The 19,577-nt window shown below is 54.5% G+C and carries 15 protein-coding genes and 1 pseudogene; 7 read left to right on the top strand and 9 right to left on the bottom strand.

Annotated features, from left to right (window positions below):
- From ACWR1S_RS01465 to ACWR1S_RS01445, 5 genes are all read right to left on the bottom strand, one after another.
- Positions 1 to 1,130 (bottom strand): ATP-binding protein (locus ACWR1S_RS01465; protein ID WP_454562182.1); only part of this gene is annotated, 1,130 nt, incomplete at its 3' end.
- A 192-nt stretch (positions 1,131 to 1,322) separates the two neighbouring features.
- The gene (locus ACWR1S_RS01460) at positions 1,323 to 2,288 is read right to left on the bottom strand and encodes a TniB family NTP-binding protein (RefSeq protein WP_454562181.1); all 966 of its coding nucleotides are present in this window, start codon (positions 2,286 to 2,288) and stop codon (positions 1,323 to 1,325) included.
- Positions 2,285 to 4,219, bottom strand: coding sequence for an integrase (locus ACWR1S_RS01455; RefSeq protein ID WP_454562180.1), 1,935 nt, complete (start codon positions 4,217 to 4,219; stop codon positions 2,285 to 2,287). The genes ACWR1S_RS01460 and ACWR1S_RS01455 overlap by 4 nt, the downstream gene beginning before the upstream one ends.
- Positions 4,220 to 5,447: 1,228 nt before the next feature.
- Positions 5,448 to 6,191 carry an SDR family NAD(P)-dependent oxidoreductase gene (locus tag ACWR1S_RS01450; protein ID WP_034154032.1) on the bottom strand — a complete coding sequence of 248 codons (744 nt, stop codon included), beginning with the start codon at positions 6,189 to 6,191 and terminating at the stop codon, positions 5,448 to 5,450.
- Between the two features lie 12 nt (positions 6,192 to 6,203).
- Positions 6,204 to 6,611, bottom strand: coding sequence for a DoxX family protein (locus ACWR1S_RS01445; RefSeq protein ID WP_077572855.1), 408 nt, complete (start codon positions 6,609 to 6,611; stop codon positions 6,204 to 6,206).
- A gap of 96 nt (positions 6,612 to 6,707) precedes the next feature.
- Here ACWR1S_RS01445 and ACWR1S_RS01440 point away from each other — a divergent pair, with 96 nt between their 5' ends.
- Entirely contained in the window at positions 6,708 to 7,088 is a 381-nt protein-coding gene (locus tag ACWR1S_RS01440) for a winged helix-turn-helix transcriptional regulator (RefSeq protein WP_034154307.1), read from the top strand.
- Between the two features lie 640 nt (positions 7,089 to 7,728).
- Here the strand turns inward: ACWR1S_RS01440 and ACWR1S_RS01435 are convergent.
- Both ACWR1S_RS01435 and ACWR1S_RS01430 read right to left on the bottom strand, forming a co-directional pair.
- Positions 7,729 to 7,842, bottom strand: a pseudogene (locus ACWR1S_RS01435) (isocitrate lyase/PEP mutase family protein); the annotation flags it as partial.
- A 260-nt stretch (positions 7,843 to 8,102) separates the two neighbouring features.
- A complete protein-coding gene (locus tag ACWR1S_RS01430) occupies positions 8,103 to 9,032 on the bottom strand; it encodes a LysR substrate-binding domain-containing protein (RefSeq protein WP_034154034.1) in 930 nt (309 codons plus the stop codon).
- 229 nt (positions 9,033 to 9,261) lie between these two features.
- Here ACWR1S_RS01430 and ACWR1S_RS01425 point away from each other — a divergent pair, with 229 nt between their 5' ends.
- Positions 9,262 to 10,548, top strand: coding sequence for a dicarboxylate/amino acid:cation symporter (locus tag ACWR1S_RS01425; protein WP_077573066.1), 1,287 nt, complete (start codon positions 9,262 to 9,264; stop codon positions 10,546 to 10,548).
- Between the two features lie 10 nt (positions 10,549 to 10,558).
- Complete coding sequence (locus ACWR1S_RS01420) at positions 10,559 to 12,058, top strand: cysteate racemase (RefSeq protein WP_034154035.1); 1,500 nt, start codon at positions 10,559 to 10,561, stop codon at positions 12,056 to 12,058.
- 130 nt (positions 12,059 to 12,188) lie between these two features.
- On the opposite strand, the gene ACWR1S_RS01415 is transcribed toward ACWR1S_RS01420, so the two are convergent.
- Together ACWR1S_RS01415 and ACWR1S_RS01410 are read right to left on the bottom strand one after the other, a co-directional pair.
- Complete coding sequence (locus tag ACWR1S_RS01415; protein ID WP_034154036.1) at positions 12,189 to 12,845, bottom strand: dTMP kinase; 657 nt, start codon at positions 12,843 to 12,845, stop codon at positions 12,189 to 12,191.
- 57 nt (positions 12,846 to 12,902) lie between these two features.
- The gene (locus ACWR1S_RS01410; RefSeq protein ID WP_371041998.1) at positions 12,903 to 14,084 is read right to left on the bottom strand and encodes a XylR family transcriptional regulator; all 1,182 of its coding nucleotides are present in this window, start codon (positions 14,082 to 14,084) and stop codon (positions 12,903 to 12,905) included.
- Positions 14,085 to 14,259: 175 nt separating this feature from the next.
- Here ACWR1S_RS01410 and xylA point away from each other — a divergent pair, with 175 nt between their 5' ends.
- The 4 genes from xylA to ACWR1S_RS01390 all read left to right on the top strand — a co-directional run bounded on the left by xylA (position 14,260) and on the right by ACWR1S_RS01390 (position 19,575).
- Entirely contained in the window at positions 14,260 to 15,576 is a 1,317-nt protein-coding gene (gene xylA / locus ACWR1S_RS01405; RefSeq protein WP_454562179.1) for a xylose isomerase, read from the top strand.
- 149 nt (positions 15,577 to 15,725) lie between these two features.
- Positions 15,726 to 16,727: a D-xylose ABC transporter substrate-binding protein gene (gene xylF / locus ACWR1S_RS01400; protein ID WP_064118124.1), complete on the top strand. Its 1,002-nt coding sequence runs from the start codon at positions 15,726 to 15,728 to the stop codon at positions 16,725 to 16,727.
- Positions 16,728 to 16,881: 154 nt separating this feature from the next.
- Entirely contained in the window at positions 16,882 to 18,438 is a 1,557-nt protein-coding gene (gene xylG / locus ACWR1S_RS01395; RefSeq protein ID WP_454562178.1) for a D-xylose ABC transporter ATP-binding protein, read from the top strand.
- Positions 18,439 to 19,575, top strand: a complete 1,137-nt coding sequence (locus ACWR1S_RS01390; protein WP_454562177.1) for a sugar ABC transporter permease — start codon at positions 18,439 to 18,441, stop codon at positions 19,573 to 19,575.
- Positions 19,576 to 19,577 lie beyond the last annotated feature (2 nt).

The raw sequence follows: 19,577 nt of genomic DNA, 5'->3' as shown, positions 1-19,577 counted from the left end.
CTCGCTAAGGTGTATCCAGTGCTGTGACTTAGCCCCATAGCCTGCCTGGCGACCCAGGATGAGAAGGACTCGTTATCAACCACTGGGTGGTGATGCCGCAATTCGGTTTCCGGTGGTTTTGAGTGCCATAGCGCCAACGCTTGCGTGGTGCTGCAACCTCTCCCCACATCCCTCCTATTGCGGCCTACGCTGTCATCTGCCGCACAACGTTCAACCACAACTGCGGCCTGGGGCACTTCCGCTTCAAATGTCTCGGACGGTATGGTTTGCCCACCTGCTCCATGGCTAATCTCAAGATTGGCGGACTCTTCTTCAGCACACGAAAACATAGCTATAGACTGCTCGACATCTACGACATTCAGTGGGATCTCCTCCATGACCTTGTGAATCAGCGCTGTGACCGCAAGTCCTATGTACCCGCCCGACCAATCATAAATAGAATCTAAACCGAGGCCTTCAACACGACGAGGGGGGCACGGCGGCAAGACATGAAGCGCGACATCGATAATGAACCGACCAAAATCCGAATAAGATTGCATCGGTTCGAGCTGTATCGTCCTACAGCCCAAAGACGCGTCCTTAAACGCAATCTTCAGCCATTCAACCGAGTTGGCAGCGCCGAATATCACGATTCGCGCTAGCTGATTAATTCGCAGGAGTTGGAGAATCACCGCCGCGTTACCTGCCTGTGCACTCTCGTCAAAACCATAAATATCCGCGTCATGGACGATGAAGCATTCGTAGCTCCGTGCCTCCAGCACTGCAAGCTGCAGTGCATTCAGACCCACTGTTGCTGACCCCGTCTTGGCATCAACCAGCGGCGGAATTCGCAAAGCTACATCCAGATTCGCTTTGAAATTACCTGGTTCAAAACTTGAAATCTCATCTATGGCTAACACATTCTGATCAACTGCACGCAACCGCAGGGCTAACTGGTTGGCCAAGGCAGTGGCGCCACATCCAGGGGAACCCACTACGAGCATTACTTCCCGCAATGCCTCCGCTACACCTTTGCCAACTCCCTCGCATTCTGAGGATTCTGCGGACGTACAAAACCGATAGCACTCGTTCAGAGCTTCTTCATTGCCAGAAGCTCCAGACCAATACGCATCGGTTTCATCGTGGATCAACGCTCACCTCCTGTCCCGCTGCAGCAGGTACGGTAATCGCGATTTTATTTCGTTGTGGGACTGAGGTGTAGTGCGGTCTTGGCATTTCAGTGAAGCGGTCTCCGCTGTCAAGAAAGCTAGACTGCACAGCTCGTTCGGTAATGCTGCAAAAACCGATGACGGGCAACATAACCTTTACCTCAACGCGCGCACTTAATCTGCAGGCGCGCTGTTCAAAATCATCGTAGGTCGGATCTCCAACCTATCCAGTGCCTCGTTGACACCCTGCATGGCATTCCACGCTTTTAAGATGCTATCTGCATTGACATATTCCTGGCCGCTCTCGACCTCCATCCGGCAAGCCTCCCTCAAAATCTCCACAACCGCTCGGCGCGAGCGATATTCCACCCGGGTACGATTTACGACGGTTACCGTAATCGCGAAGTCATAAAGGTTCTTCAAAAAAGCCATGTTGACGACCGATTTCTGCAACAGCGGCATGTAACACAGGTACCCGTTCACGAAGGATTCTCCTTCGAAATCGTTATTCCAAGCGGTTAGTTCTGATTTTCGAAGGCTGAACCGACTCAAAAGTGTCGCATCCTCTCCATAAACGTCCCTAAGACCTTCAGCAGTTCCGCTCATAATCATATTCATCTGCCAAGCGGGCCCGGCAAGCCCCTTAATCGCGCCGTGCTCGCGATTGACCCGCTTGTCCGTGAGTGTCTGGCGAAGCAGCGGGGCTTCATCAATAAATACAGCTCGAACGTTATTCTCCCTTATCAGACTCTGAGCTAGCGCAACGTCGCGATATGACAGGTTAAGCGGTCGCTTGTAGAATTGCTTACCCACTTCCGCGAGGAAAAGCTTCATGATGCTTAGGTTCGCAATGTTCTCCACGAGATCGATGTAAATTATCTTGCCAGGCCATTTTGAATTCGGCTTGAAGCTTTGAGTCTGCCAGCGCTGACCTAATGACGATTTGCCGACGCCTGGATGCGCGATCAAGGACATACCGGCATTAGAGGTGCACCTAGGTAAAGCCACTAAACGCTGAGCGTTGAGCTCCGCTGCCATCGCCGACGGATGCATAAGGAAAAGCTCTCTCATGCACGCAAGCGCCCGATCTTCGCGTGTTAGGTCTAAGAGCTCTTTGGTCTTTTCGGTAAGATGGTTCATAAGTCGTCATCTCCCATCATGGGGGGCGCAGGGCCACGCTGTACCGATGCTGAACCTCCATCTGATGTCACCGCGGCGTTGCTGGCTCTGGGCTCTTCAGTGGTGGCAGAAGGCAAAGACTGAGAAGAGTTTGTGATCAAGCCCGGAGACAATGCATTCAACGCTCGTTCTTGGAGTGCACTAGATTCTTCGAGCCTTCTGAGCTCCCCATCTGTAATAAGAGTTCTCATCAACTTCCGCTGCGCATTGACATAGACCAACCCAAGAATCGTCAATTCATTCCTACGCTGGCCATACTTCCGTCTTACATCCCACTCCCACATCGTCTTAGGGATATTGCCACACCCTTTATTGATCAATGCTATTTCTACCCACTTGGCCTCGTACTCAACCCAGGCGCGATGGATATTGTTATGGTCTATTTTAATCCTTACCTGCCTTCCGACCTGATTTTTATAAGGGCCAGCCGTGTAAAGTAATTCAGTTGTCAGTATTCCCTCACGCCGCACCGAAACGTGACGCTCATGAAGGATATCTATCCAAAAGTGCTCAGGATCCGCTAAAGTCCTCGGAACCTTTATGACGCCATCATGCACTCCGAAGCTTTTCAACCAGCGTTGATTGGAGGTAAGACGATCACCACCAGACCACTCATGCCAGATACAAATTTGAGTTATTATCAATATGAAAAGATCTGTGATGGAGTACCTAGCCATGGCTTGTGGGTCTTCGCCACGTGCAATTTTTCGATTTGACGCAATAGCCCCGTTGAGCCTTTGCATGAATAGGGGATTTATTTTACCGAATCCACGCTCAACTTTACCGCCACTTTGAGGCCGCATTCTTCTCTGAGGAGTGATTCCGTGCTTATCAAGACCAGCCAGAACAGTTTTCGCGTTTAGATCCCTACCTCCGTCAACTCGGTAGTTCTCTCCCGCCCCATACTGCATCCAGACGAATGTTCCGGCCAACCCGTACTCTTCCAACAGCACGTCTTTGGGCTGGACGGCCATTAGCATTGCATCAGCTAATGTGTTTCTCGAAGGTGCACGGTATGAAAGAGCGAATCCCAAAAACGAGTCGGTATGATCATCCACAATCAACGTTAAGTTTGGTCGCCCCAACCACTTTCCGGTTTCGGGGTCGATCGCATGGCAATCAAGTGGACTATTATCTGCGTGAATTAGCTGTAGGGCATGCGTAGTGACTGCTCCCTGCTCAAAGGTATTAAATTTATCGCGTGCAGCCTTTGAGCCTTTGTTGTTCGCTAACGCTTCGCGATCAGAAACACATTTTTTATAACGCCTTCTTATAGTCGCATCAGAAGGAGCAGCTTGGTTAAGATCGAAAAGCCGTGCTCGAGCTCCATTAACCATTGCTTGCACCGTGCCCCCGGGGCCTACAGGATCTTCTTGGCTCGCTATAACCATGACGTCTTCAACTTCTTGGCTGAATCGGGTTGCGCCCTTGCGCCTACCTGGCTTACCCGGAACCAGACTCTCCCAATTGGGCCATTTGCGGTACCTAGCCAACAAATCATTGAGCACCGTGAGCTTCACCTTCAGCTCAGTCATGGCCCATTCTTTGTCAGTCTTGGTAATTTTTTCAGCTTTCTCAGCTTCATATAGAGGCTTGATAATTCGTTCCCGCATTCTTGCGGTGAGAATCTGATCGTCATCGTATCGGGATACAGGTTTAGACACTTCAGCCAGGAGGTGCTGTTGTGTGTCATGAGCAATAACTTCCGCCCGAATGCGCTCGCTAATATCTGAGGAGATTTTTAGGAGACTATCCCGATGCGCCTTCCATGGCGGTTCTATTTTTCCTGAGGATTGAATAAGGTAGCTATCAGTTTTGACGTCAAAGTCCAGCACGGTGAAAATCCCATCGCGCTCTTTCAGAAACACGCTTTCCCCTACTACGTAGTCCATTAGTAATGACTACACGCAGTGTCGGAATTTATGTTTTGATTCATCCTGTTTGGCGACGCCTTCAAGCCTCGATCGCACCACCTTCAACGTAGGAGGTGCAAGACCTTTCAGCTCGCAAGCGTGGCACACGTGCCTCCAGCAATCGACCGTGGTATACGAGGGGAAATTCCAACGGTCAAACTCTTTCTGAATTATGTAAGTTTTCAGCGGCATGAGCCGGTAACTGGCAAAGGTCTCATCGATAATGCTGATGTACTCCTCAATTGCCGACTCATTCTGGCAAGCGCTAGGGGGAGATGTGATGCGGTCTTTATGATGAGCGAGCCGGAACTTCCTCACTTCCTCATCCATGTGATCCTCGAAAAGGCGCCATCCCCTATCCAAGATATGCACCCGCGAAGGGCTTAGGGAAAAGCAATGCCCATCCGACAGCCTGCAGAGCTTGACACTGTCACGCGGCGGCCGATGGATGCTAACAACCACCAGTAGTTCAGGGCCTAAGTCCGAGGTTGCGAAAGCTCCTACGTATGTCATACATCCTCACCCTGTAAAAAATTTAACTGGAAGAATGATGTAAAGCATAGACAACGATGGTAAAGACACGCCACCGCTTGTCCAAATTACCGGAGATATGTAACTTATTGATTTATATAGGAGTGATTTCATTAATCTCCGTTTTTTTTGGAAAAATAAACGGTGATATCTGATAGCTTTTATTTGGGACTTTATTTTTCAGGAGCTTACGAATCGGACGGGGGTATAAGGAAATGGACAACAGTTGTCACCGGTAACTAAATGCGCTTACCGCATACGCATCCCCTCTCAATGCCTTTAAAAATGACCAAGACTCTTGGCCTGAAAAGAAAAAGCCGATCATTGGCTGAGCCAGCCGACAGTTGAAACCGGTGATTGCTCGCGATTGCAACTGGCTCACAGTGCGCAAACATTCGAACCATTCCTGATCCAAACAGAACCACTCAAGCGATAATTGGCGTCTGAATGAATCGGTCAGCCGACTCCATGTAGGTCGCCAGGTCGATTATTTGTCGAAGGGAAACTATGGTGCAACCGCTGCGCTTGCGGACCCCATTTCGTATCACGAGCTATGTTCGATCCCAATCGCAGTCTCAAGTATTCTGGCCCGGCCAATACAAGGTCATCAGAGTCAACTGTGGATCTTGCTGGGGACGAGTCACTCGAGCAATGGCAATCGTATTTGAGGTAACTGTTATCGAGCGCTATCGATGATTTGACCTCCGTCCGGGGTAAGGCTGTAACCGGTCAGGAATTGTGCATCCCTGCTGGCGAGGAACAGTACGACCGGCGCAATATCCTCCTCAGGTGATCCATAACGGTTAAGTGCGTTGGTTGGCGCGGGCGTACTGGCATCAACCCCCCAAGTGTCAGCGACCGGCATGACGTTGTTAACAGTAATGTTGTCAGCGCCCCACTCCCTTGCTGCCGAGCGAGTAAGAGCACGGACTGCCTCCTTCGCCATGTTGTACGGTGCATAACCTTGCAAGCCAATCACACCTGCCAGCGATGCAAAGTTAATGACACGCCCTTCCCCACTGGCTTTGAGATGTGGGTAGCAGGCTTGCATCGTCCGTAGATAGGCAATCGGCCCCATCTCCAAATTGCGTTGCAACTGCTCGGTCGACAAGTCGAGAACGGAGGATGAGACCACTGAAGGGTCAAAGGCATTATTCACAAGAATATCGATGCGCCCATATTCAACCACGACCTTTTCCACGGCGACACTGATCTGACTCGGGTCGGACACATCGCAGACTACTCCGAGGGCGGTACCGCCATCAGCCTGGATCTCAGCGACAACACCAGCCACATTCTCAGCCGTCCTTGAAACAACGGCGACATTTGCACCTTCTTTTGCAAAGAGCTTTGCGGTAGCGCGACCGATACCACGACCGGCTCCGATGACAATGGCTACTTTTCCGTTTAGTCGGGACATTACGATCTCCAGTTATTTAGAGGTTAATGAGTGAGCTGCAGCTACTTGCACGTATGGTGACGGCACGTCACGAGCGGCATTTTGGGTGACAAAAGAAGTGATCAGCAGCGCGAGACAGATAGCCGCCGGTAAGGCTCCGCTAGGCTTGCGGACATTTAAATGCGCGAACGCTGAGAGCAGTAGGTGATAAAGCATGCCGGCGTAGGCGAGATCACTAAGCGAGACGTTAATGCGTAGAAGGATGGCAACCACGGCCAGGATCTTCACCGCAATGAGCAGCGGCATCAGGGTGGCGGGATATCCAAGGTCGGCAAGTGCTTGACGAACCCATTCCCTTTTGACCAGGTACATCGTCGCCGAAGCCAAATACAACATCGACAGAAGTGTTGTGCTGATCCAGTAAATGTAGATTTCAATCATGAGACTTTTCCTAAGCAGGCATTGATGCGTCGACTTAGGTCTACGATGTCGCCTAATATGAAAAGCTACAAGTAGGATGAAAAAGTGGTGCTTAGTATGGAAAACCAGACTATTGATGACGATCAGATCAACATGCATGAGGAAATGCGCCGTGCATTCGCGCTCCTCTCAGGCAAGTGGAAGCTGGAAATCATGTGGTTGTTGAACCAGCGAATCTATCGCTTCGGAGAACTGCGTAAAGCGATCAGCGGTATCACTCAGCACATGCTGACAGCACAGCTTCGTGAGCTTGAAAACGATGGCCTGGTATCGCGAACAGTCTTCGCAGAAGTCCCCCCACGCGTCGAATATGAGATGACGGCAAAAGCCCGTGCGCTAGGGCCAACGATGGAGGCACTCGCGCTATGGTGGAGTGAGTATGGTCAAAGCGTACCGGTGAAACCAAGCTCACGGGGTCGTAAACCTAAAAGCGGTTGAGCCTGAGTGTTTCGCCCGATTGACCTTCGAATTGCTCTGAAGCAGGTATGCGCAAGTCGCGACCAATACTGCGTTTCCTGCCCTGGTCAATCTACCTCGTCCCTCTACACGGTAAGCACTTCCAATATTTACATAAGGGGCCATGTGCGCCTTGCACCGGGTCTAGATCTGGAAACGGCAGTTCGTCAATCTTCACCAGTTGCGACTTGCTTGGTGCCGCGCGACAGATGTCCGCGTGCTGTGCCGCCGGGCAAGCAGAGACCACCAGAAATACGAGTACAGGTAGGTTCGGATTGTTGGGAATACAGCCATTGTGCTCAAGCATCAGAATTTGCATAGAAACAGCTCCTGCTTGTGAGCCGAACATTGCCAGGTCTCTGGAGCATGACAAAGCTCGCTAGCAGTTAAAGTCATCTGCCGTACTCATCATCGAGCAGGCAGAAACACTCAGGGCTTCAAGCACTTATTTGAAAAGAAAAAAGCTCCCGGATCGCTCCGGAAGCAAACTGCTGAATACGCAACTGAGGGTGACCAAACCGCATGAGTGCGAGTGCTCTTCTCGGCACGCAAATCATGCCTGCGGATTCAAGCAGGAGGAAACTTGTCGGCAGAGCAACAGGAGCTGATCAGGAGATTTTCATCACTCCTGAACATCCATGAAGTCCCTGGCCCAATTCAAATATGTTTCCGGCAATGTGTAGGTATAGGCCAGCTCGGTTGCGCTGAAGTTTGATGTGCTGCGAGTGAGCTGGCGTGACAGAAGCCGTCTGAAAACAGTTACCGGACGCCAGCAGCACGCGAAACGAACGGCGTAATGCTTGATGGGAAACTCTGGGCATGATCGCTCCTCACTATGGCCTTCATCGTGGGAACGATCAGTGCCAACTCAAAAGTGCGGCGAGACTATCACGCAGAAAACTGAGGGTGATGACGTTTCAGAATGGTTCGATGCGCAGATGTCATTACCCTTGCTTGAGGGTACGATTTCACGTGATTCGAACCTTGGTGCTTCGATCAACTGGCTGCTTTGCCATGAAGATCGCGGGAGGCGCTTTCGAGTGTTTTCCATAAGCTGCGCATCGTAGGATTCTCATTAGTTATGGAGCAGTAGGAACGTATCTCCAGTCGTGTACTCCATTCATCACCACCCGCTCTCACCAACTGACCTCGCTGAAGCTCGTCAATTACAGCACTCTGTGGCAACCATGCAACGCCGTATCCCTCTATCGCCATTCGCATCAAAAGCATCGCCATGTCCGCTTCATAGCAGCGTTCCAACACGCTCACAGATGGCCCATTTTTGATGACGATGTCTGCAACGCGTCCTAAGAAAGTGGTGGCCGTGTAGGCGAGGTGTGGAACAGCTTTGATTGACGTGCCAGGTAAGCGATACCGCGGTTGCCCTTTCTTGTCAGGTGCACACAATGGAATGAAGGCGTCATGTCCCAACGTCAGGCTGCCGAACTTTGCTGGATCTAAAAGTATGGGCGCCAAAGGGTGGTGATAGACGATCATCAGATCGCACCCCCCTTCCTCCAAGGCGATGACCGCGTCATGAATGTTCGCGGCGACGACTCGCGCATTAAACTGTTCATTATGCTGCTGAAACTGAGTTAGCCACTTCGGTAAAAATGTCATCGACAAGCTGTGGCCGGCGGTCACCTGAATGGAGCGCCCTGGCATCCGCTCTACCTCCCGCAGACTCGAACGCAACCTCATTAGTCCCGCCAATGCTTCGCGGCTTTCCTCACAAAATGTGCGACCAGCCGGAGTCAGTTGGACAGGATAGGTACCACGATCCACCAACTCTGCGCCCACCCACTCTTCAAGCGACTTTATGCGCCTCGACAACGCCGACTGGGTCACACAGCGAACCTCGGCAGCCCGAGAGAAATTCTTCCACTCCGCGACCGCTAAAAGATCATCCAGCCATTTGATTTGCATAACCACACCTCATGTCCCGAGTGAGCAGTCTACGGCCCCGGAGTCAGCGCAAAGCAGCGGTTTCGAAAACTATTCCAAAAACGCATGAGCCTATCGGGATTACTCATCATGCCCCTGCAAACCCGACCATAGAATCGAAATCGTAGAAGCGAGGCCGAAGAGCTTCGACCGAATGACACTTGTCTCCTGCCAAGTAAAAAAAGCAAAAAAACCACTTGAGGATAGCTCCGTGAAGAAAAATAAACTTCCGCGTCGGATCGCAATTGGCATCGCCTTAGGCGTGCTTGTCGGTTGGGCGTGCCATCACTTCGCAGGGAGCGAACAAAACGCCAAAGAGATAGCGTCTTACTTCTCGATGGTCACTGACATCTTTTTACGCATGATCAAGATGATCATCGCTCCTCTGGTGTTCGCCACCTTGGTCGGCGGAATTGCCAGCATGGGAAACTCTCGCTCCGTTGGCCGCATTGGCCTAAGAGCCATGGTCTGGTTCGTCACCGCTTCGGTGGTCTCGCTGGCAATCGGCATGGGCCTGGTGAACCTGTTTCAGCCTGGCGCAGGACTGAACATGGAGGTCGTCCAGCACGCGGCGAGTCCCGTTGTAAACACCGGGGATTTCAGCCTCAAGGTTTTCATCAGCCACGTGTTTCCACGCAGCATCGCTGAAGCAATGGCCAACAACGAAATCCTGCAAATCGTGGTCTTCTCGTTGTTCTTCGGTTTTGCCTTGGCGGGTGTGAAGCGAGCAGGTTACACAACGATAGTCGATGGCATCGAAGAGCTGGCCAAAGTGATGTTCAAGGTCACGGACTTCGTCATGGCCTTCGCGCCCATCGGTGTATTTGCAGCCATCGCATCAGCTATCACCACTCAAGGCCTCGGATTGATTGTTGATTACGGCAAGCTAATTGCCGAGTTCTACCTGGGCATTGTGATTCTGTGGTGTGTGTTGTTCGGTGCTGGCTACCTGTTCTTGGGCCGCTCGGTATTTACATTGGGTAAGCTGATTCGCGAACCTGTTCTGTTAGCGTTTTCTACTGCCAGTAGCGAGTCTGCATATCCCAAAACCATGGAGGCACTAGAGAAATTTGGTGCGCCAAAACGCGTTTCCAGCTTCGTTCTACCGCTGGGCTACTCATTCAACCTTGATGGTTCAATGATGTATCAAGCGTTCGCCATCATGTTCATTGCCCAAGCCTACAACGTCGACCTGAGCTTCACACAGCAACTGCTAATCCTTCTGACGCTGATGATCACCAGCAAGGGGATGGCAGGTGTAGCGCGAGCATCGGTGGTTGTGGTGGCGGCGACGTTACCCATGTTCAACCTTCCCGAAGCAGGCATTTTGCTGATCCTCGGCATTGATCAATTCCTCGACATGGCCAGAACTGCCACCAACGTGGTTGGCAATAGCATTGCAACTGCAGTGGTTGCCAAATCAGAGCCACATGAAGAGGCTGAAGACGAGCCCGAAAACGCATCTGCAATCCCTACCCAAACTGTAGCCAGCGCTTGAGAGCATAAAGATGAAAGGTAAATCGAAGCCGTCCAGCAAGTCATCGTTTGCTCGCAAATTAGGTATCGTCGGCGGACTTGGATCACTGGCCGGCGGCGACCTTTTCTACAAGTTGGTGAAGTCCCGAGCGGTTTTGGAAGATCAAGGCCGCTACCACTTCCTGTTTGAGCAACACCCCTTTAAAGACGTCCTGATGCCCCTTGATCAGGGTGCCAACATGAGCTCCAGAAAGTTCTACGTGTTCCAGGTCTGCCAGACATTCGAGGCCAGCGAAGTAAACGCAGTATTACTGCCTTGTTTCGCCAGCCACACGTTTCGTGAGGAGATCCAGGAGGAGATAGGAATACCTGTCTTGGACATGATGACGGCATTGCGCAAGCACATCGATCATGTCGCGGAGCCTGGTACCACGTTGGGCATCGTCGCTTCGGACTATGTCAGGCACTCCGGGATGTTCGAGCGCTATTTTGGCACCGACTTCAAGCTGGTCTATCCCCGTGACACCGAGCAGTCTGGGTTAATGGACGCCATGTATGGGGTCAACGGCATCAAAGATGGACACCTTGATGGGGTGCCAGTGGAGTGCGTGTATCAGGCATGCCTCTCACTTCAGGATCAGGGTGCCACGATAATTCTGCCCGGCATGACTGAGCTCTCATTGGTCTGCGGTGATCTTCAAAGACGTGGCCTGACTGTCCTGGATATCAACGAGATTTATGCGACTTTTGCCACCTTGGAAAAACGCCAGTCAACCCGCCCGCCATTTAAGCTTGGGATAGTAGGCGGAGTTGGGCCGGCGGCAACGGTCGACTTCATGGGTAAGGTCGTGGCAAACACCCCCGCAGGCCGCGACCAGGAGCACATCAAAATGGTGGTAGAACAAAACCCCCAGATCCCTGATCGCACGGCCAACCTGCTGAATGACGAAACTGATCCAACGATGGCGATGTACGCTACATGCAAGCGGCTGGAAAGCGCTGGCGCCAATGCCATAGCCATTCCTTGTAATACCGCTCATGCATTTGTTGAGCGCATCCAGGCACATCTTCGTGTGCCTATCGTGAATATGTTGACTGAGACAGTAGAGGCAATCGTGCACAGATATGGCGCAGGCAAAACCGTTGGCCTGCTTGCTACTTCCGGCACGATAAAAAGTCAGGTGTATCACGAAGCAGCGCGACGGGCTGGACTTCAAATCATCATCCCTGGCGCGAACTACCAAACGCTGGTGATGGATTCGATCTACGGAGATCACGGAATCAAGGCGGGTTTTACGGAGGGCATTTGTAGGGATCAGTTACTCACCGCCGCAGAGCATCTATGTGAACTGGGTGCAGATGTACTCATCCTGGGGTGCACAGAGCTTCCATTGGTGCTCCAGCATAGCGAATCCTACATGATCAAAAATCATGAGGTTGCATTGGTCGACCCGACAACCATTTTGGCATTGAAGTGCATCGAGCTAGCCCAAGAAAATACAGCAAAGCCAAGTCAGCCAAATGGCCTTTAGAGCTGGAAAGCCTGCTCTCAATTCCAATTCCTCATCTAGCAAAAAGGCCCTTTTCGGGCCTTTACCGAAAGGTGACCTTCTACCGCCGAGAGCACCGAAGTGGCAGGCCGTGTCCACTGAACTTCAAGGTCTACGCGATACCCTGAGCGCCAAGACTGGCATCCACTTCGACGTTCAACCCAAGCACCTCATAGACCCGAGAAACCACCAGCATCGTCGCCTCCTCAACCGTTCCTTCATTACGGCACAACATCCAACCATGATCCTTGACCGCTTGCTCGAACATTTCCGTACACGCCACATGCTCTGCGTGCTTCTGGATCACAGTGCCGCCCAGTCCTCGTGATCGGTTGGCAGCTCTGGCCCATGAAATATCCGGATCGGTGACGACGCCGACATGCAGATCTGGCACCTGCACGCCTCGCTCCATATTCAATTGAAGAATCTCGGCAAACGGGATGGTTTGGCGAAACGCGGCATCCGAGGGATACCAGCGATCAATCAGGATGATGCTGTCCAGCGGCTGCTTCGTCAGAACGTTCTGGGAGATCCAGCGACGGCTATCCGCAAGGCGCTGACACACAGCCCATTCGAGATCCCGGCAAGGATTTCTCGCCAGAGTGTTAACCAAGGCCATGGTTTCCCCCCTGAACGGATCGCTTTTTCTCTCGCAAAGCCGGATGACTTTCTGGTTGCCCGCCCTCAGTACTTGCGTAACGGCTTCCAACAGTGTGGTTTTGCCGGTGCCTTTGGGCCCATCCAGAGAAACGAACAGCGGACGATTCATTGTTCACGCAACAATCAAGACATTGATGCCCACTCTAACCTCATTTCCGGTATTCCATCAGCGCATCCCTGCCCCTTGCTGATACTCCCGCGGCGTACAACCAAACTCCCGGCGAAACACCGTGTGCAAATACTGCGCAGACTTAAACCCACAACTGCGCGCAACGTCGGCGATCACCGAGTCAGTATTTTTCAATCCGCTGGTGGCCGCTGCCAGTTTGAAACGCAGGATCTCGTCATGCACGCTGCAGCCTCGCTCGGCGCGGAAATGCGCTTCGAGTGATGAACGCGACACACCGACATACGCCGCCACCTGCGCCGTTTTGATGCCCTGGCAAGCGTATTGACGGATGAACAGCAGCGCTTGCATGACGTAGGGATTGCCCAAAGGCTGGTGCAAGCTCGACACCTGCACGTTGACCGCATCGGGAGGAATCAGGATTTGTGTACCGGTGGACGGCATGCCATGGAGCATCTGATGGAGTAATTGCGCGGCGGTACGGCCCATGGTTTCTGTGCCCTGGATGACTGAGCTCAGCGGCACGCGGGTCAGGCTGCGGGTCAGCGGATCATTGTCAATGCCGATCAATGCCACCTGCTCCGGCACGGCAATCCCGGCGGTCAGGCAGGCTTGCAGCAGTTGCCGGGCGCGGGCGTCGCTGACGGCGATGATGCCGATGGGTTTGGGCAGGCTTTGCAGCCAGGCGATCAGTTGTTCGACGGCGCTGTCCCACAGCGGTGCGCTGGTGCCCATGCCGCGATAGATTTCGCCGTGCAAGCCGTCGCGTTTCATCAGTTTGCGAAAGGCTTTTTCCCGCTCCTGTGCCCAGCGATTGGCCTGCGCTTCCGGCAGGCTGAAGCAGGCAAAGCGCTGCAGTCCCGCCTCGATCAAATGTGTGTAAGCCAGCGTCATCAGCGCGTTGTTATCGGTGGCGACATACGGAATCGCTTTCGGATAGGCGCGTTTGTCCTCGTACGAGCCCCCTACCGCCACCACCGGCAACTGGATATCGGCCAGTGCCTCGCCAATCAGCGGATCATCGAAATCGGCAATGATCCCGTCGCCCTGCCAGCGCTCGATGCCTTTCAAGCGACAGAGAAAATCCTCTTCCAGGAACAGATCCCAGGAGGCGCGGGTGCTGCTTAGGTAGTTGCCGATGCCACTGATGATGCCACGGTCGTAGATCTTGCTGCCGTTGAACAACAGGGCGATGCGGTGAACAGGCGGTACGGTTTTCATTGTTCTTATGTTTGTCCCGGGCCCCTTTTCACAGAGGCGATTGACACAGACTAGGCGCCTGACCGGAGAAGCTCAATACGCAAAATCGCACCCCGTGTTGATGTTTTTCATAATCAGCAGGGTCGGGGCCGTTGCTAGTATCGAGACACCGCCAAGAACAACAAGGACAAGGTCCATGCAGTATTTCCCCGATGTCGAGCCGATTCGCTTCGAAGGCCCAAACAGCGATTCCCCCCTCTCCTTTCGTCACTACGACGCCGACAAACTCATCCTCGGCAAACCCATGCGCGAACACCTGCGCATGGCTGCCTGTTATTGGCACACGTTCGTCTGGCCGGGTTCCGATGTGTTCGGCGCGGGGACGTTCAAACGGCCATGGCAACACACCGGCGACCCGATGGAAATGGCCATCGGCAAGGCGGCAGCCGCCTTCGAATTTTTCTCCAAACTGGGTATCGACTATTACTGCTTCCATGACACCGATGTCGCCCCGGAAGGCAGCTCTCTGAAGGAGTACCGCAACCACTTCGCGCAGATGGTTGATCACCTCGAGCAACACCAGGAAGCCAGCGGCATCAAGTTGCTGTGGGGCACCGCCAACTGCTTCAGCAACCCGCGCTTCGCGGCAGGTGCCGCGAGCAACCCGGACCCGGAAGTGTTCGCCTGCGCCGCTGCTCAGGTGTTCAGCGCCATGAACGCGACCCATCGTCTGAAAGGCGCCAACTACGTGTTGTGGGGTGGTCGCGAAGGCTACGAAACCCTGCTCAACACGGACTTGAAACGCGAGCGCGAACAACTCGGCCGATTCATGCGCATGGTGGTCGAGCACAAGCACAAGATCGGTTTCACCGGCGACCTGTTGATCGAACCCAAGCCGCAGGAACCGACCAAGCACCAATACGATTACGACAGCGCCACCGTGTTCGGCTTTCTTCAGCAGTTCGGGCTGGAACACGAAATCAAGGTCAACATCGAGGCCAACCACGCGACCCTCGCCGGGCATAGCTTCCATCACGAGATCGCGACGGCCGTCTCGCTGGGCATTTTCGGCAGCATCGACGCCAACCGGGGTGATCCGCAGAACGGCTGGGACACCGATCAATTCCCCAACAGCGTCGAAGAAATGACCCTGGCCACCTATGAAATTCTCAAGGCCGGCGGCTTCAAGAATGGTGGCTTCAACTTCGACTCCAAGGTTCGCCGGCAAAGCCTCGATCAGATCGATCTGTTCCATGGCCACGTTGGCGCCATGGATGTTCTCGCCCTGTCTCTTGAACGCGCCGCGGCCATGGTGCAGAACGACAAACTGCAACGGCTCAAGGATCAACGCTACGCCGGCTGGCAGCAGCCGTTCGGGCAGGCGGTGCTGACGGGGGACTTCAACCTTGAATCGTTGGCCGAGCACGCGTTTACCAACGAGTTGAACCCGCAAGCCGTCAGCGGCCGCCAGGAAATGCTCGAGAACATCGTCAACCGGTTTATCTATCGCTGATCACACAGAGAGCCTGCGGGCGCCTTCACGCGGTGACATTTCTACGACAAATCTGTGCCTGCGGCGTCTGCGGATTCTCTACAGTTTTACCAGCCCGATACTCATCGTCAGGCCGTGTCTTTCCAACAACAATAAAAGGACGCCCCACTATGAAGAACGTAAAACGCACGCTATTGGCCACTGCCCTGGCGCTGCTGTCACTGCCGGTGATGGCTGACGCTGCCCACCCGAAAATCGGTTTCTCCATTGATGACCTGCGCCTGGAGCGCTGGTCGCGTGACCGTGACTACTTCGTTGCGGCAGCAGAAAAAATGGACGCCAAGGTCTTCGTGCAGTCGGCCGATGCCAACGAGCAGAAGCAGATTTCGCAAATCGAAAACCTGATTTCCCGGGGCGTCGATGTCATCGTCATCGTGCCGTTCAATGCCACGGTGCTGACCAACGCGGTGGCCGAAGCGAAGAAAGCCGGGATCAAAGTTGTGTCCTACGACCGGCTTATTCTTAACGCTGATGTCGACGCCTACATTTCCTTCGATAACGAAAAAGTCGGCGAGATGCAGGCCAGCGGCGTGCTGAATGCCGCGCCCAAAGGCAATTACTTCCTGCTCGGTGGTGCGCCCACCGACAACAACGCCAAGATCCTGCGTGAAGGCCAGATGAAAGTGCTGCAACCAGCCATCGACAAGGGCGATATCAAGATCGTCGGCCAACAGTGGGTGAAGGAATGGAACCCGACCGAGGCGCTGAGCATTGTTGAGAACGCCCTGACCCGCAACGACAACAAAATCGACGGCATCGTCGCCTCCAACGACGCCACGGCAGGGGGCGCGATCCAGGCACTGGCGGCGCAGCAACTGGCCGGCAAGGTGCCGATTTCCGGGCAGGACGCCGACCTTGCTGCAGTCAAACGCGTGATCGCCGGCACGCAAACCATGACCGTGTACAAGCCATTGAAACTGATTGCCTCCGAAGCGGCCAAGCTCTCGGTGCAACTGGCGCGCAACGAGAAACCGGCCTTCAGCTCGCAGTACGACAACGGCAGCAAAAAAGTCGACACCATCCTGCTCACGCCCACCCCGCTGACCAAGGACAACATCGACCTGCTCGAACAGGACGGCTTCTACACCAAGGCGCAAATTGCCGGGAAGTGATCTCCGGTAATGCGAAAAACCCTTGTGGGAGCGAGCTTGCTCGCGAAGACGGCAGCACATTCAGTATCGATGCCAGCTGAACCACCGCTTTCGCGAGCAAGCTCGCTCCCACAGGTTTCGTGGTGTGTGAGTCTTTGCTATACGAGCCCTGTCCATGTCCGACTATCTGCTGCAAATGAACGGCATCGTCAAAACCTTCGGCGGTGTCAAAGCCCTGAACGGCATCGACATCAAGGTCCGGCCCGGCGAGTGCGTTGGCCTGTGCGGCGAGAATGGCGCCGGCAAGTCGACGCTGATGAAGATCCTTTCGGCGGTCTACCCGCACGGCACCTGGGACGGTGAAATCCTCTGGGACGGACAACCGCTCAGGGCGCAATCGATCAGTGAAACGGAAGCCGCCGGCATCGTCATCATTCACCAGGAACTGACACTGGTGCCCGATCTGTCGGTGGCCGAAAACATTTTCATGGGCCATGAGCTGACGCTGCCCGGCGGGCGCATGAATTACCCGGCGATGATCCACCGCGCCGAAGCGCTGATGCGCGAATTGAAAGTCCCCGACATGAACGTATCGCTGCCGGTTTCGCAGTACGGCGGCGGCTATCAACAACTGGTGGAAATCGCCAAGGCCCTCAATAAAAAGGCCCGTCTGCTGATCCTCGACGAGCCTTCATCGGCCTTGAGCCGATCGGAAATCGAGGTGTTGCTGGACATCATCCGCGACCTCAAAGCCAAGGGCGTTGCCTGCGTCTACATCTCGCACAAACTCGATGAAGTGGCCGCCGTGTGCGACACCATTTCGGTGATCCGCGACGGCAAACACATCGCCACCACCGCCATGGCCGACATGGACATTGCGCAGATCATCACGCAGATGGTCGGGCGGGAAATGAGCAACCTCTACCCCTGCGAGCCACACGACATTGGCGAAGTGATGTTCGAGGCCCGGCACATCACCTGCTACGACGTCGACAACCCCAGGCGCAAACGGGTCGACGACATTTCCTTCGTGCTCAAACGCGGCGAGATCCTTGGCATCGCCGGGCTGGTCGGTGCCGGCCGCACTGAACTGGTAACCGCGCTGTTCGGCGCTTACCCCGGCCGGCACGAAGGCGAAGTGTGGCTTGACGGGCAACCCATCGACACGCGCACGCCGCTCAAATCCATCCGCGCCGGCCTGTGTCTGGTGCCGGAGGACCGCAAACGCCAAGGCATCATTCCGGATCTGGGCGTCGGTCAGAACATCACCCTCGCTGTGCTGGACAACTACTCGAAACTGACCCGCATCGATGCCGAAGCTGAACTGGGCTGCATCGATCGGGAAATCTCGCGCCTGCACCTCAAGACCGCCAGCCCTTTCCTGCCGATCACCAGCCTGTCGGGTGGTAATCAACAAAAAGCCGTGCTGGCGAAGATGCTGCTGGCCAAACCCCGGGTACTGATTCTCGATGAGCCGACCCGAGGCGTGGACGTCGGCGCCAAATATGAAATCTACAAGTTGATGGGCGCGCTGGCCGCCGCCGGCGTGTCGATCATCATGGTCTCGTCGGAACTGGCCGAAGTGCTCGGCGTGTCCGACCGTGTGCTGGTGATCGGCGAAGGCCAGTTACGTGGCGACTTCGTCAACCATGATTTGACGCAGGAACAGGTGCTCGCCGCCGCCCTCAGCCAGCCTGGCAGCCATAACAATAATGATCGGAAATCCGCGTAAATGAATCAGGTCAAACAACTGTTCACCCGCTACAAAATGCTCGCGCTGGTGTTTGCCGTGGTGCTGATCTGGCTGTTCTTCAGCTGGCAGACCGAGGGTGGATTCCTGACCCCGCGCAACCTCTCCAATCTGCTGCGGCAAATGTCCATTACCGGCATTCTTGCCTGCGGCATGGTGCTGGTGATCATCAGTGGCGAGATCGATTTGTCGGTTGGCTCATTGCTCGGCCTGCTCGGTGGCCTCGCGGCGATTCTCGATGTGGTCTACCACATTCCGCTGCTGGCCAACCTGAGTCTGGTCGCCTTGTGCGGCCTGATGATCGGCCTCGCCAACGGCTACATGGCGGCTTACCTGCGCATCCCCTCCTTCATCGTTGGTCTGGGCGGCATGCTGGCTTTTCGCGGGATTTTGCTGGGGATTACCGGCGGCACGACCATCGCGCCGGTATCGCCGGAGCTGGTTTACATCGGCCAGGGTTACCTGCCCCACGCAATCGGCACGGGCCTGGGCATTTTGCTGTTCGCGCTGACGGTATTTCTGACCTGGAAACAGCGGCGCAATCGCGCCCTTCACGGCCTCGCGGCGCATTCATTGCTGCGTGACGTCATCCGCGTGTTGGTGATCGGCGCCGTGCTCGCCAGTTTTGTACAGACGCTGAACAGCTACGACGGCATTCCAGTGCCGGTCCTGTTGCTGCTGATTCTGTTGGGCGTGTTCAGCTACGTCACCAGTCAGACTGTGTTCGGCCGGCGCGTGTATGCCGTGGGCAGCAACATGGAAGCGACACGCCTGTCCGGGATCAATGTGCAGGCGGTGAAGCTGTGGATCTTCGGGATCATGGGCGTGATGTGCGCCCTCGCCGGCGTGGTCAACACCGCGCGCCTGGCTGCCGGTTCACCTTCGGCCGGCAGCATGGGCGAACTCGACGCCATCGCCGCGTGCTTTATCGGCGGTACTTCCATGCGCGGCGGCTCCGGTACGGTGTACGGCGCCCTCCTCGGCGCGCTGGTCATTACCAGTCTGGATAACGGCATGTCGATGCTCGACGTCGACAGCTACTGGCAGATGATCGTCAAGGGCAGCATTTTGGTGTTGGCGGTTTGGGTGGATGTGAGTACGCGAACCGGCCGCCGTTGAGC

This window comes from Pseudomonas sp. AIG (genome assembly GCF_977020205.1).
This window is presented reverse-complemented; position numbering and strand designations above follow the sequence as displayed.

What these genes read in the sequence shown, in the direction of transcription:
- ACWR1S_RS01460 (WP_454562181.1), bottom strand. Translation starts at nt 2,288, where the DNA reads ATGAACCATCTTACCGAAAAGACCAAAGAGCTCTTAGACCTAACACGC.
- ACWR1S_RS01455 (WP_454562180.1), bottom strand. Translation starts at nt 4,219, where the DNA reads ATGGACTACGTAGTAGGGGAAAGCGTGTTTCTGAAAGAGCGCGATGGG.
- ACWR1S_RS01450 (WP_034154032.1), bottom strand. Translation starts at nt 6,191, where the DNA reads ATGTCCCGACTAAACGGAAAAGTAGCCATTGTCATCGGAGCCGGTCGT.
- ACWR1S_RS01445 (WP_077572855.1), bottom strand. Translation starts at nt 6,611, where the DNA reads ATGATTGAAATCTACATTTACTGGATCAGCACAACACTTCTGTCGATG.
- ACWR1S_RS01440 (WP_034154307.1), top strand. Translation starts at nt 6,708, where the DNA reads ATGGAAAACCAGACTATTGATGACGATCAGATCAACATGCATGAGGAA.
- ACWR1S_RS01430 (WP_034154034.1), bottom strand. Translation starts at nt 9,032, where the DNA reads ATGCAAATCAAATGGCTGGATGATCTTTTAGCGGTCGCGGAGTGGAAG.
- ACWR1S_RS01420 (WP_034154035.1), top strand. Translation starts at nt 10,559, where the DNA reads ATGAAAGGTAAATCGAAGCCGTCCAGCAAGTCATCGTTTGCTCGCAAA.
- ACWR1S_RS01415 (WP_034154036.1), bottom strand. Translation starts at nt 12,845, where the DNA reads ATGAATCGTCCGCTGTTCGTTTCTCTGGATGGGCCCAAAGGCACCGGC.
- ACWR1S_RS01410 (WP_371041998.1), bottom strand. Translation starts at nt 14,084, where the DNA reads ATGAAAACCGTACCGCCTGTTCACCGCATCGCCCTGTTGTTCAACGGC.
- xylA (WP_454562179.1), top strand. Translation starts at nt 14,260, where the DNA reads ATGCAGTATTTCCCCGATGTCGAGCCGATTCGCTTCGAAGGCCCAAAC.
- xylF (WP_064118124.1), top strand. Translation starts at nt 15,726, where the DNA reads ATGAAGAACGTAAAACGCACGCTATTGGCCACTGCCCTGGCGCTGCTG.
- xylG (WP_454562178.1), top strand. Translation starts at nt 16,882, where the DNA reads ATGTCCGACTATCTGCTGCAAATGAACGGCATCGTCAAAACCTTCGGC.
- ACWR1S_RS01390 (WP_454562177.1), top strand. Translation starts at nt 18,439, where the DNA reads ATGAATCAGGTCAAACAACTGTTCACCCGCTACAAAATGCTCGCGCTG.